10 protein-coding genes are annotated in these 12,914 nt (G+C 63.1%); 1 reads left to right on the top strand and 9 read right to left on the bottom strand.

Translation table 11 applies throughout. The features are described 5' to 3' along the window. Positions 1-111 precede the first annotated feature (111 nt). The 5 genes from LPB73_RS27810 to LPB73_RS27790 all read right to left on the bottom strand — a co-directional run bounded on the left by LPB73_RS27810 (position 112) and on the right by LPB73_RS27790 (position 7,088). Positions 112-1,266 carry an ABC transporter substrate-binding protein gene (locus LPB73_RS27810; protein ID WP_231078873.1) on the bottom strand — a complete coding sequence of 385 codons (1,155 nt, stop codon included), beginning with the start codon at positions 1,264-1,266 and terminating at the stop codon, positions 112-114. A gap of 79 nt (positions 1,267-1,345) precedes the next feature. Then, a complete protein-coding gene (locus LPB73_RS27805; protein WP_231078872.1) occupies positions 1,346-2,548 on the bottom strand; it encodes a xanthine dehydrogenase family Fe-S subunit in 1,203 nt (400 codons plus the stop codon). Then, the gene (locus LPB73_RS27800) at positions 2,545-3,381 is read right to left on the bottom strand and encodes an FAD binding domain-containing protein (RefSeq protein WP_231078871.1); all 837 of its coding nucleotides are present in this window, start codon (positions 3,379-3,381) and stop codon (positions 2,545-2,547) included. Before LPB73_RS27800 ends, LPB73_RS27805 begins: the two co-directional genes overlap by 4 nt. Continuing rightward, positions 3,378-5,759 (bottom strand): xanthine dehydrogenase family protein molybdopterin-binding subunit, encoded by a 2,382-nt coding sequence (locus LPB73_RS27795; RefSeq protein ID WP_231078870.1) that lies wholly within the window; start codon positions 5,757-5,759, stop codon positions 3,378-3,380. Before LPB73_RS27795 ends, LPB73_RS27800 begins: the two co-directional genes overlap by 4 nt. Positions 5,760-5,810: 51 nt before the next feature. Further along, complete coding sequence (locus LPB73_RS27790; RefSeq protein ID WP_231078869.1) at positions 5,811-7,088, bottom strand: amidohydrolase/deacetylase family metallohydrolase; 1,278 nt, start codon at positions 7,086-7,088, stop codon at positions 5,811-5,813. Positions 7,089-7,253: 165 nt separating this feature from the next. Here LPB73_RS27790 and LPB73_RS27785 point away from each other — a divergent pair, with 165 nt between their 5' ends. Next, positions 7,254-7,748 (top strand): MarR family winged helix-turn-helix transcriptional regulator, encoded by a 495-nt coding sequence (locus LPB73_RS27785; RefSeq protein ID WP_231078868.1) that lies wholly within the window; start codon positions 7,254-7,256, stop codon positions 7,746-7,748. Positions 7,749-7,826: 78 nt separating this feature from the next. Here the strand turns inward: LPB73_RS27785 and LPB73_RS27780 are convergent, their stop codons facing one another. From LPB73_RS27780 to LPB73_RS27765, 4 genes are all read right to left on the bottom strand, one after another. Next, entirely contained in the window at positions 7,827-8,162 is a 336-nt protein-coding gene (locus tag LPB73_RS27780; RefSeq protein WP_184512243.1) for a 2Fe-2S iron-sulfur cluster-binding protein, read from the bottom strand. Then, positions 8,159-9,880: an FAD-binding protein gene (locus LPB73_RS27775; RefSeq protein WP_231078867.1), complete on the bottom strand. Its 1,722-nt coding sequence runs from the start codon at positions 9,878-9,880 to the stop codon at positions 8,159-8,161. The genes LPB73_RS27780 and LPB73_RS27775 overlap by 4 nt, the downstream gene beginning before the upstream one ends. 83 nt (positions 9,881-9,963) lie before the next feature. Then, a complete protein-coding gene (locus LPB73_RS27770) occupies positions 9,964-11,127 on the bottom strand; it encodes a M20 family metallopeptidase (RefSeq protein ID WP_231078866.1) in 1,164 nt (387 codons plus the stop codon). A gap of 43 nt (positions 11,128-11,170) precedes the next feature. Beyond that, positions 11,171-12,754 (bottom strand): GMC family oxidoreductase, encoded by a 1,584-nt coding sequence (locus tag LPB73_RS27765; protein WP_231078865.1) that lies wholly within the window; start codon positions 12,752-12,754, stop codon positions 11,171-11,173. Positions 12,755-12,914 lie beyond the last annotated feature (160 nt).

The raw sequence follows: 12,914 nt of genomic DNA, 5'->3' as shown, positions 1-12,914 counted from the left end.
CCCGGAATCCCGCAGTGTTCATCCATGTCGAGGTTCCCAGCCACTCCGGCTGGAGTGGCTGAGGTTCGCCCGCAGCATGCGCTGCGGACGCCCCGGAACGACGAGTTTCGATCAGAGATCCTTCATCACGATCTTGCCGCCGGAGATCTCGACCAGATAGACATTCGGGAAGCTCTGACCGCTCTCCGAACCGGCCGGGCCCGACTTCTTGAAGATGATGTCGCCATTCAAACCTTTGACGTCGATCTTCCAGAGCGCATCCTTGATCGCGGCCGGCTCGGCCTTGCCGGCCTTCTCGATGGCTGCCGCGATGGTGCGGATGCCGTCATAGCCGCGGAAGCTCTCAGTGCAGCCGGCGAAATCGAAGCCGCGCTTCTTCCACTCGTTGATGAAATAGGTGGTGGCTTCCGGGTTGGGCGTCTTTTCCGGCATCCACGGCAAGAACGTCGTCAGATGCATGGTGTCGTTCGCGGCGGCACCGGCCTGCGCGATGATCTGATCGGGATTCTGCGAACCGCCGGTAGTGATGATCCGCTTCTTCAGGCCGAGTGCTGCGGCCTGCTTGAAGATCAAAGTGAGCTGGTCGACCGCAGCCGTGATGATCACGGTCTCGGAATCCGTTGCCTTGATCTTGGCGAGCTGGGCGCTCATGTCCTGCGCCGACTGGTCCATGGTCTCGACCAGACCGATGGTGATGCCTTTTTCCTTCATCATCTTGCTGAAGTCTTCGGCGGTGCCGCGGCCCCAGTCATTGTTGATCACGAGGAAGTCGACTTTCTTCAGCGCCAGCTTGTCGACGATGTTCTTGAACGCAGCCGCTTCCACGAAAGACGGTGGCGAGATGCGGAACACGTAAGGATTGCCCGAGGTGGTGATCTTGCTGGCCGAGGAGGTCTCGACGACCATCGCGGTTTCGTATTCGACCAGCTTCGGCATCACCGCCAGCGTGAGGCTCGAGCCCCAGGCGCCGAGCATCACCGGCGTCTTGTCGCGGGTGATCAGCTTTTCGGCGACGGCAGCGGCTTCGGTCGGGTTGCTCTTGTTGTCCTCGATGACGAGTTCGATCTTCTTGCCGAGCAGGCCGCCCTTGGCGTTGATTTCGTCGGCGGCGATCTTGGCGCCGTTGACGACATAGGTACCCGACGCGGCGAAGGCGCCGGTCAAAGGCTCGTTGACGCCGATCTTAATGGTTTGCGCAGTGGCGGCGCTGCTCAGGAAAGCAATGGCCAGGGCGGTCGCCGAGGCGGCTTTGATGGTCCGTATCATGTGGTCCTCCAGTGTTACGCTGATGAAACTTGCGCAGTCCAAACCCCGCCGCTCGCATGTCCGCGCGAACGTCGATCTCTCACGCCGATCCTCCGCGCCCGGTGAGGCGGCGAACAACATTCGTCGCGCGCTCACGCAGGAGACCAAGAATCAGCGAAACACCATTCAGATCGGCTGCCGCTGACGGCGCCGATGTCACATCGCCCGACAGGCGGCGATCGAGATTGCCGGCGAATTCCGCGACCAGCCGCGCCGCGAGATCGCGCACCAACCCGCTGCGACCGACCTGTGCCAGCATGCCGGTGAGGCTGTAGCCGATGGAAAGCTCCACACGCGTCGCCGCGCCGTCATCCTGCGGCACCAGCCGGTAACGGATTTCGCCTTGCGTGGTGGAGCGGCTGCGCTGGTCGCTGCCTATGCCGAGAATGCGGCCGGCGAGATCGGCCTCGTTGCGCTCAACGCGGGCGGCGCCGTTGAAGTTGGCCGAGATCGGCCCGATCTTGACGCGGATCGCGCCTTCGACACGCTCGGGTCTGGGCGTGCCGACCAGCGTGGCGCCCGGCAGGCACGAGGCGACGGCCGCGATGTCATCGAACAGTGCGAAAACTTTTGCAGGTGCATGCGCGACAGTGAATTGCTGCTCAAGCGTAGTCGATGGCGTGAAGTCTGGAATGTCCAGCGGTACGACGGCGGCAGCCGGTCCGGATACAACAGGCTTCGCGGGCATCAGCTTCTGGGAGCTGACACACCCATTGTGCCCCGAGCCGGCTGGCCCCAGCACCTTGCGGCCAGCATCCGGCTCCGGCGCGATATCGCGTGCACGGCGCTCTGATATCACCGACTGCACGGCGCGGACGATGCCGACATATCCGGTGCAACGGCAGAGATTGCCTGACATCCCGATGCGGATCTGCTTCTCGTCAGCATCCGGCAGGCGCTTCACCAGATCGCGTGCGGAGACCAGCATACCCGGCGTGCAGTAGCCGCACTGCAAGGCATGTTCGCGCGTGAAAGCCGCGCGTAACTCGCCAGCGATCTCGTCGTCATCGAGACCTTCGATGGTGGTGACGTCAGCGCCATCGCAGGCCACCGCATAGGTGATGCAGGACCGCGTCGGCACGCCATCGACCAGGATCGTGCAGGCGCCGCAGACGCCGTGCTCGCATCCGAGATGCGTACCCGTGAGGTCGAGCGTGTCACGCATCATGTCGGCGAGACTCGTGCGCGGCTCGACGTCCCTCTTCACGGCGCGGGTGTTGACAGTGAGTTCGACCGAGTTCATGCCGCGGCCTCCGCAACGGCGCGGCGCAGCACCGTGACATGGATGTGCCGGTCGGCCGCATCACTCATGCCGGCGTTCGACAGCATTCTATCGGCAACCCGCGCATCGAAACGCGTCTTGAAATCGTGGGCGATGCGACCGCCGAATAGCTCCTCGGCACTCTCGACGATGATGGGAGCCGCCTCTACCGCGCCGATCACAACACGTGCCTTGCCTGCTTCCGGATCGATCAACACCGCGCCGATGGCATGCGCGAATTCACCTGTCTTGCGACAGCTCTTCACATAACCCCAGCGCGCCGAGGCGGACATCGCCGGCACGCGCACGGCCTCCAGCATTTCGCCGGGCCGCAGCACACTTTCCAGCGCACCCAGCATGAAATCCTTCATCGCCACACGGCGCGCGCCTTTGGCGCTGCGCAGCGAGAGCGTTGCGCCGAGCGCTGCGAAGGTGGAGACCCAATCGGCGGAGGGATCGGCATGGCTGAGCGAACCGCCGATCGTGCCGCGGTTGCGCACGGCGCGATAGGCGATGGCGCTGGCCACACGCTGCATCGCGCCGCGCGTCACATCAGGAATGCGACCGTCCTCGATATCCGCATGAGTCACGCAGGCGCCGATCACCAGCTCATTGCCGGCGACTTCAACATGCTTCAATTCGGCGAGCCCGGTGATATCGACGATCACATCTGGTGCCACGAGACGCAGATTCAGCATCGGCCCAAGCGACTGGCCGCCAGCCATGATCTTCACAACGCCTTCGGTGCCAGCCATTGAGGCCAGAGCCGAGGCCATATCGCGCGGACGCTCATAGGCGAAAGGTGCCGGCTTCATGCGGCGGTCCTCTTCGCATCGCGCGCGGCGAGAATGCCTTCGAGCACGCGGCGCGGCGTGATCGGCGACTGCAGCATCTCGACGCCGAGACCGCGCAACGCATCGTTCACGGCATTGCCGATCGCCGCCGGCGGCGCGATGGCGCCACCCTCGCCGATGCCCTTGACGCCGAATTTGGTGTAAGGCGACGGCGTTTCCATGTGGTCCAGCCACGGCATCGGCACTTCGGTCGGACCGGGCAGCAGATAGTCGGCGAGCGTCGTATTGAGGGGCTGACCGGCGCGATCGAACGGCATTTCTTCGTAGAGCGCGGTGCCGATGCCCTGCGCGAGGCCGCCATAGATCTGGCCGTCGACGATCATAGGATTGACCAGCACGCCGCCGTCTTCGACGATGACGTAATCGAGAATTTCCACATCGCCCAAATCAGGATCGACGGCGACGGTGACCGCATGCGCGGCGTAGCTGAACGTACCGCTGTCACGCTGCGGCTTGTAACCGGAGGTCGCTTCAAGCCCGCCGGGATCGACATCGCCCGGCAGATCCTGCGGGCGGCGATACCAGGTGTGTGCGATTTCCTTCAGCGTGACGCTGCCATTGGGCCCGCGGATCTCGCCATCCACCAGCACCACATTGGCTTCGTCGACCTGTAGCAGCTTGGCGCCGATCTTCTTGGCGCGCTCGCCGAGTTCGTGGCACGCCGTCGCCACCGCGCCGCCGGCCATCACCATACAGCGCGAGCCCCAGGTACCGGTCGAATAGGGCGTCATTGCCGTGTCGCCATGCACCACGCGAATCTTGGCGACATCGACGCCGAGCATTTCGAACGCGACTTGCGACAGCGTCGTCTCGAGGCCCTGACCGTGCGAATGCACGCCTACCTTGAGTTCGAGTCCGCCATCCGGCGTCAGTCGCGCGGAGGCCTGTTCATGGCCGGGCACCATGGGAATGCCCCAACCGGAATAGACCGAGGTGCCATGCGCCGCCTGCTCGCAATAGATCGAGAGACCGACACCGATCAGCCGTCCGTCGGCTTCACCCTTGCGCTGACGCGCACGGATGCCATCGATATCGATCTGCGCCACCGCACGGCGTAGCGCCTCGGGATAATCGCCACTATCGAAATGCTTCTTAGTGATGTTGTCGAACGGCATCTGCTCCGGCCGCACCAGATTGCGCAGCCGGACGTCGCCCGGCTCAAGTCCTGCTTCCGCCGCGACAAGATCGAGCATCAGCTCCAGCGCGAAACACACGCCGGTGCGGGCAACGCCACGATAGGGCAGGATCGGACACTTGTTGGTGGCCACCGAATAGGTGCGGCAGCGATAGGCCGGCATCTGATAGGGGCCGGGCAAGATGCTGACCACCTGCGCCGCTTCGAGGCAGGCCGAGAACGGATAGGACGAATAGGCACCGGAATCGACCGTGGCTTCGCAATCGATTCCGCGCAGCGTGCCGTCGCGGTCGGCATAGACGGTGATCTTGTAGTGATGCTCACGGCAATTCGAACTCGCGACGAGATGTTCGCGGCGATCCTCGATCCAGCGAACCGGGAAGCCGCGCTTCATGGCGAGCCATGACAGGCAGACTTCCTCCGGCAGCAAGATGCCCTTGTGGCCAAAACCGCCGCCGACATCCGGCGAGACGATTCTGATCTGTCCTTGATCCATCTCAAGGCAGTCGGACAGACCGTTGCGCACAATGTGTGGCATCTGACTGCCCGTATAGAGCGTGAGCTGATCGAGACGATGATCGAACGTGGCGATGACACCCCGACCTTCGAGCGGCGACATGCATTGCCGCGCGGTCGAGATCTCGCGTGTCACCTTGATCGGTGCGTCAAGAGCGCTGGAGATATCGAGCTCGAAGAAGCTTTCGAGAAAGACATTGTCGCCCCAGTGTTCATGCACCAGAGGCGATCCGGGCTCGCGCGCCTTCAACATGTCGTAGACGGCGGGCAGTTCTTCGAGATCGAGCGTGACGGAGGCCGCGATATCCTCGGCTTCGGCACGCGTCGGCGCAACGCACATGGCGACGAGTTCGCCGACCTGACGAATTTTGTCGGTGGCCAGAATGGGTTGATCGGACGGCTTGAAACCGGCCAGCCCCGTAATCGCGCGGATCGGCTTGATACCGACAAGATCTGCGGACGTGAACACCACGTCGCGATAGCGTTCCGGAATATGGATTGCCCGGATTCGCGCATGCGCCAGCGGGCTGCGGACGAAAGCAACGTCCTGCAATCCCGCCAGCCTGATATCGCCGACGAATTGCCCGCGCCCGCGCATGAGGCGATCGTCCTCCTTGCGCGGCACGCGCGCGCCCACGCCCTGCTTTGAAGCAGGGGCGGCGGGCGAGATATCTCGCTCATTGCGCATCGACGAACTCCCGGCGCCTTCCGGATTGACTAGCGAACTGGCTTGCAAAGCTCAGGCCGCAACGGCCTGAGGAAGGATCGGAGCGATCGGATCGAAGCGGGTGCCCGCGCGCAGGCAGAAGGCCGGCTGCAGCAGGCCGTTCGCAATCACGTCGGTGTTCTCGTTGTCGCGCAGGATGTAACGACCGGGCTTTTCTACGAGCACCGAGACATCGGCATCCATGCCGACCTTGAGCGAGCCAATCTTGTCGGGCAGGCCGATCATCTTGGCCGGATTCGACGTCACCATTGGCACCACCTGCTCAAGCGTCAGGCCGAGCGAAATCATCGAACTCATCGCCTGCACCAGGCTGAACTTGGCCTGGCCCTTGAACGGATGATTCTCGTCATCCTCGTGCTCGTCCGGCGTACCGGCAGGCGCGGGCACCTCGGTGTTGTAACCGTGAATGTCGGCGCCGAGTGTGTTCGGCACGATGCCGGCGGCAATCGCCTTCTTGGCGAGGCGATAGGAAAAGTGGCTGCCATGACCGACATCGATCCTGAGGCCGCGATCGATCGCGGCCTGGATCACCGGGTGCACTTCACCTTCGCGATTGACGAAACCGCCGGGATGCCGCGTGAACGGATGCGCCAGAACATCGCCTTCCTTGAGCAGCGGGATCACACGCTCCAGAATCGTATCGACGTCCTCGCCATTATTGCCTGACTCCGGCAGGCCCCAGAGCTGGCCGAAATGCACATACACCGGCAATTCCGCGCGCTTGCCGATTTCGGCCGCCATTTCCATCACGCGAATGCCCCAGCGCGCGAAGCCGCCGATTTCCGCATGGGCCTTGATGCCGCGAACGAGATCGCGATTGGCCACCGCCGATTTCACGGTCGCGTCGATATCGACGCCATCCGGGCTGTAGAGGTTGGGATAGAAGTGGCCTTCAAGACCACCGACGAGATAGGCAGAGAGAAACGCGTAGACCCGCGATTTCGCGGGCTCGGCGATGAAGTGACGAAAGCCGGGCAGCGTCATGCAGGACGGGCCGCCCTGGTCGATCAGCGTGGTGACGCCGGATTGCACGCCGACCATGTCGGGCTGCATGCCGAAACGACCGCTGACATATTGAAAGACGTGCGCGTGGGTATCGATCAAGCCCGGTAGCACCAGCTTGCCGGTCACATCCACCACTTCCTTCGCGCTGGTCGGCAGAATATCGGACTGCACGGCGGCAATCTTGCCATTGCGAATGGCGACATCCTTGATGCCGTCGATGCCGGCTGCAGGATCGATAACGCGACCACCGCGCAGCAACAGGTCGAATGAGGCAGTAACAGACATGGCGATCTCCTTACGCTTTGGCGGCTCCTCTTTAGAGGCCCACCAAAATACGAAGCATACTTCGTATTTTACAAAAGCAAAGTCCGTGCCATAAACATTGCGATGCGGTAGTTTTTCAACGCGCTCGCACCATACGAGCCGTAGCCGACACAAGGAGAGACTGCGTTGCCCCAGGCCAAGCCACGCCGTGACAAGCCCGTCCATAAGCCCTGGCCGCTGGCCCAGCGACCGGGATTTTTGATCAGACGGCTACACCAGATCCATGTCGCGCTGTTCCAGGAAGCCTGCAGTGCCTTCGAGATGACGCCACTCCAGTACAGCCTGCTGTCTGCATTGGCGGCGCGTGGAACCGCCGATCAAACCAGCTTAGCCGCTGATATTGCTCTGGATCGCACGACGACGACGGGCGCGCTGAAGCGACTCGAAGCACGCAGGCTGGTCGAGCGTCCGGTCAGCGACGACGACCGCCGCGCCCGCGTCTGCCGGCTCACACCGGCCGGTGCAGCCCTGCTCGACAAGATCGAAACCGCCGCACGCGAGGCGCACCGCGCCACGCTCGGCAACCTCACCAAAACGGAACAGACTGCGTTTATTGCCATGATGCAGCGCATTGTCGCAGCGAACAGCAGCCGCGACGGAGTCGCTGATCTATCGGATTGAAGGTCGCCGAGACGGCTCTTCCCAGATTAGAACGGCTATAAATTAATCAGCCTGATCGCCGCGCAGGCAGACAATTATTCAGGACCGCAGCATCAGCCGTTCATCAGGCGGTGCGATTTCAGTGACGAGATCGCGGATCAGCGCCTTTTTCGGCAGCGGCGCGAGCGTCGTCATTCCCTCTTTGAGCCGAACCGTGCAGGCATAATCAACCTTGCCGTCGATCAGCATCATGCATTCCTTGCACGCATTCGCATTGATGCAGGAGAAGCGAAACGCCAGCGAGGGATCCATGCTGCGCCTGATGGCACGCAAGCCATCGAGAATGGACTGGCCGTGTTCAAAGGGAATGTCGAACGTGTCCTGATGCGGTGCTTCGCCGAGTGCGCCGCGCTGAATGCTGAGCGTCGCCTTCATGCGGCAGCCTTTCCGGTGGTGGGCATCACTTTGCGCAGGGTCATGTCGCCATCCGACATCGACACGATCTGGTTGACGCTCCACGCATCGTTCAGACCGAGATGATCATCACGCTGATGCGCGCCGCGGCTTTCGGTACGTGCGAGTGCGGGGACAGCGATGGATTGCGCGACGGCGAGCATGTTGCGCAGGTCGAGCCAGTCGGCCAGTACAGGATCAAACGCGTCTGCAGATGCAAATGGCGTATCGCCGATATCGGCCTTCAATTGCGCGATGGCTGATATCGCCGCACGCAATTTCGCATCGGTGCGGAACGGACCGACATCGTCGGCCATCACGGCCTGCAGCTTCACGATGACCGCTGCGGGATTTGGCGCATCGCGCTTGCTGGCGCTGCGCAGCAGATCGATTACCGGCTTCGCGGCATCGGCTGACCACATCGACGCATTCTGCTTTGCGCACTCCGCGGCGCTACGGCCTGCCCGCGCGCCGAACACGAAGGCTTCGGTGATCGCATTGCCCGACAACCGGTTGGCGCCATTGGCACCGCCGACCGCCTCCCCGCAGGCATAGAGCCCGGGTATGCCGGTCGCCATCATCTCGTCCACGCGAATGCCGCCCATATGATAATGCGCGATCGGGGCGACCTCGACAGGACGCTGCGCGAGATCGATGCCGTTTTCGGCGAGGCGATCCACCACCGGCCCAAATGCCTTGCGTATCTCGGCTTCAGGCACATGCTGGAAGCTCAGATAGGCGCCGCCGGCGGGGCTGCCGCGGCCAGCTTCGACCTCCTTGGTGATCGCATAGGTCGCCAGATCGCGCGTCAGCCTATAGGTGCCGTCGCTGCGCGCGTCCTTGGTCGCGTAATCCGTCTCGAATTCACGCATTTCGGAATTCAACAGCTTGCCGCCGAGCTTGTAGCGGAACGGGTCCCACATGATCGGATCCATCCCGACGAGACGCGGGGCGAGATGACCGATCGGGAAGAACTGCACGAATTCCATGTCGATCAGTTCGGCGCCGGCGCGGAGTGCCAGCGCATAGCCATCGCCACCCATATTCGATGAGGCGCTGTTGCGACGATAAAGCCCGGTGAGACCACCGGTAGCAATGACAACAGCCTTCGCGGCCAGCGTCACCGCCTGCCCGGTCGGCAGATGCAGCCCCGTGGCACCGCAGGCTTCGCCGTCACGCAGCGCGATATCGACAATGTTGAGATCGCCGATACGGCGAATGCCGCTGGCGTTGTTGAGCTGCGTGCGCAGCGTCTTCGACACCGCCGGACCGGTGGAAAGAAAATCCACATAGGCACAGCGCGGCCGGTCATGGCCCGGCGCCTGCGCCTGTTTGATATGGCCGTCCTCGCGTGCCCAGCCGACCTTCCAGGCATCCATCTCGCGCAATCGCTGCGGGCCGTCTTCGCAGAGCAGTGCAGCGAGCCGCTCGTCGCAGAGCCCGCGGCCCGCCGCGAGCGTATCGGCGAAGTGATGTTCCCAGTGATCCGGCGTCTGCTCGCCCAGCGCCGCTGCCACCGTCATCTGCGCCATCACCGTGGCGCCACCGCGCCCGATCAGGCTCCGATCGGCGAGAACGACCGACGCGCCGCCCTTCGCTGCTTCCAGCGCCGCATACATGCCGGCGCCGCCAGCGCCGATCACGAGAACATCGGCTTCGAGATGGGTGGGAACCGAAGTATTGGGAGAAGGTGATGTCATGGTCAGGCGAGTGTCTCTTCAAACAAAGGCGTTGTCAGCAACCGTCGCCGGGCCAGAACCATGCCACGCGGCGTCTCCCGTCGTCAGATATCCGTGCGCAGGATCGCCCGCGCCAGTGTCTGTGCACGCGGAACGATGCTCTCGATGTCCAGCCACTCCAGGTCGGTATGGACATTGCCGCCGACCGGGCCAAGACCGCAGAGCGTCGGCGTGCCGACGCTGGCGGTGAAACCGGAATCTGCACAGCCGCCGGCAAATTCGCCGGTCAACGTGGTGAGGCCCGAGTCGACAGCGGCCGCCTGATAGGCTTCGAACATCGCCTTCGCCGCAGCGTCCTGCACCAGCGGCAGGAATTCGCCGTTGATATGCAGCTTTGCCGTCGTGCCCGGCACGGTCGACGTCGCAATAATCTTCTCGATGGCGCCCATGATGGTCGCGCGGTCCGCCGGATCGATGTAACGGAAATCGATCTCGCCTTCGGCATGCGGCGCCGTGGTGTTGACCGACTGTCCGCCGGACACCAGGCCGACATTCAGCGTGATGCCCTTGTCCATATCGGTCAGCGCATGAATCTGCACGATCTTGTGCGCGAGTTCGCCGATGGCACTGATGCCCACCGAGAAATTGTTGCCGGAATGCGCGGCCTTGCCGAATACCTCGAAGCGCATGAACACGCCGCCCTTGCGGCCCGTGGTGATATTGCCGGTCGGACGTCCCGGTTCCGAATTATAGACGGCGCGCGCCGCACGGCCCTCGCGCTCGATGATCGGCCGCGACGAGCGCGACGCGATCTCCTCATCGCCGGTGATCAGCAGCTTGATGGGGCACGGCGCAGCATCGAACTTCTTTAGCGCGGCGGCCACGAATACGTTGATGACGACGCCGGCCTTCATGTCGGCAACACCAGGCCCATGGGCCAGATTGCCTTTAATAGTGAAGGGGCGCTTGGCGACTTCGCCCTTGGGAAACACGGTATCGCGATGGCCCATCAGCAGGATCGGCTTTTCGTTGCTGCCGGGTTTGGTGATCAGCCCATGCACGGCATCGCCATAGACATCATGAGGCTCGCGCCAGGTTTCGATGCCGTATTCGGCGAAGTGCTGTTCGAAACGAGCGCCGACGGCATCGACACCTTCCTTGTCGAAGGAGCCGGAATCGATGTTCACGACGTCGCGCAGCAGGTCGATCATCGGCTGCTTCTGGGACGCGAGCCAGTCGATGATCTGGGTTTCGGTAGTGTTCAACATGAATTGTCCTTCGGTCACTCTTGAGCGCTTGCGTTGCGCGTTCTTACTTCGCCATCGCCACGACGGGCGACGCTACATTCGACCTGCGCATCATCATGCGCGCAATGGCTTCGCCGATCACCACCGTGGTGAAATGAGTGTTGGCGCGGCAATCCGACGGCATGATCGACGCATCGGCAATGCGCAGACCCTTGAGGCCCTTCACGGTGCCATCCGGATTGACCACGCCACCCGTATCCTTGAAGCCGGTCATGCGGCAGGTGCCGGCGGCGTGCTGGATATCGCCGGTGTCACGGCGCAGCACGGCTTCAAGCTCGCGCGTCGGCAACGCCGCCGCCTGCGGCAGCGTCATGTCGGTATCGGTGAGGCGGATCCAGTCCGCGATGCCGGCCAGCGCCGGCTGCGTGGTGATCACGGCAAGCCGCTTCACGGCATCGACCATCCGCAGCATGTCGCGGGGGTCTGCCAGCATGTTCTCCTCGACGATCGGGTCGATCGACGCATCGGTCGATGCGAGCTTCAGCGTGCCGCGTGAGAACGCATTGAACAGGCCGGCGCCGATGGCACCGGGATTGCCGATGCCACGGTGATTGAACGCGATCAGGATCATGTCGCGCTTGCCGCCCTCGGCCAAGCCCGACGAGTAAGTTACACAGCAATTGGTGTGGCGGGTGTCCCGATCCTTTGGCGCGACGGCATCCTGCAGCTTGAGGGTGGTGCGAAACAGCGGATGATCGAAGAAATTCCGGCCGACGGGCAGATCGCACTCGACAGCGATGCCCATGTCCTTCAGCTCGTCCGCCGGACCGATGCCCGAGCGCAGCAGGATCGCCGGGCTGTGGATCGAGCCACCGCATAGCACGATCTCGCGCGCGCTGATTTCCTGCGTGCCCTGCCCCTCGAAGTGCACGATCACACCGGTCGCCTGACCGTCCTTGATCACAACGCGGTCGACCAGCGCATGACCGCGGATTTCGAGATTGGCGCGGCCGCGCGCCGGTTCGAGATAGGCTTCATTGGTGGAGATGCGACGCAGATCGCGGCTGTTGATCGGATAGCAGGCGACGCCTTCGCCATCCGGTCCGTTGACGTCGTCGCACCACGCATAGCCCGACGCCAGCGCCGCATCGCGCAAGCCATTGTCGATCGGCCCCCATGTCTCCGGCGGCGCGCGATAGACCGGCAGCGGACCACCACGGCCATGGCCGGGCCTGTCGCCGAAGTCCAGATCATCCTCGATCACCGAGAATAGCGGCATGACGTCCCTGGCCGACCAGCCGGTGCACCCCAGCGATGCCCATTCGTCGAATGCAGCGGCGACACCGCGGATCGCGATCTGGCCGTTCATCATCGACGAGCCTCCGAGGCCCTTGCCGCGCCAGTAGAAGCGCTGATCCTGTCCGGCAACGCGACGCGAATGCAGCTGCGGCCACTGCCACTTTTCCTGGAATTCGCGCTGGTGAATGATCGGGATCGGGTTCGCTGTGGTGACTTCCCACGGCGCATCCGCCGCGCGCCAGTCGAGCCCGGCTTCCAGCAGCAGCACGCGCGTGGCGGGATTTTCGGAGAGCCTGGCAGCCACGGCAGCGCCGGCAGATCCACCGCCGACGACGATCACATCATACATAGTGCTTCATTTCTTTCTGCTGCGGCGCCCTACGCCGATCTTGTCCGGCCGAACGCGTGCAAAATCCGTTCCCGCCATTATGCGCCCGGTGCACAGCAGACGCCAGCACGCGCGCTGCAGAGGCAACGCGCGGCAAAGGCATGGCGGTTGGAAAAAAATA

Origin of the sequence: Tardiphaga sp. 37S4 (assembly GCF_021044645.1) — a bacterium.
Classification (GTDB): domain Bacteria; phylum Pseudomonadota; class Alphaproteobacteria; order Rhizobiales; family Xanthobacteraceae; genus Tardiphaga; species Tardiphaga robiniae.
This window is presented reverse-complemented; position numbering and strand designations above follow the sequence as displayed.

Coding starts and splice junctions, on each gene's coding strand:
- LPB73_RS27790 (WP_231078869.1), bottom strand. CDS start 7,088: ATGTCTGTTACTGCCTCATTCGACCTGTTGCTGCGCGGTGGTCGCGTT.
- LPB73_RS27805 (WP_231078872.1), bottom strand. CDS start 2,548: ATGAACTCGGTCGAACTCACTGTCAACACCCGCGCCGTGAAGAGGGAC.
- LPB73_RS27765 (WP_231078865.1), bottom strand. CDS start 12,754: ATGTATGATGTGATCGTCGTCGGCGGTGGATCTGCCGGCGCTGCCGTG.
- LPB73_RS27780 (WP_184512243.1), bottom strand. CDS start 8,162: ATGAAGGCGACGCTCAGCATTCAGCGCGGCGCACTCGGCGAAGCACCG.
- LPB73_RS27795 (WP_231078870.1), bottom strand. CDS start 5,759: ATGCGCAATGAGCGAGATATCTCGCCCGCCGCCCCTGCTTCAAAGCAG.
- LPB73_RS27775 (WP_231078867.1), bottom strand. CDS start 9,880: ATGACATCACCTTCTCCCAATACTTCGGTTCCCACCCATCTCGAAGCC.
- LPB73_RS27770 (WP_231078866.1), bottom strand. CDS start 11,127: ATGTTGAACACTACCGAAACCCAGATCATCGACTGGCTCGCGTCCCAG.
- LPB73_RS27800 (WP_231078871.1), bottom strand. CDS start 3,381: ATGAAGCCGGCACCTTTCGCCTATGAGCGTCCGCGCGATATGGCCTCG.
- LPB73_RS27810 (WP_231078873.1), bottom strand. CDS start 1,266: ATGATACGGACCATCAAAGCCGCCTCGGCGACCGCCCTGGCCATTGCT.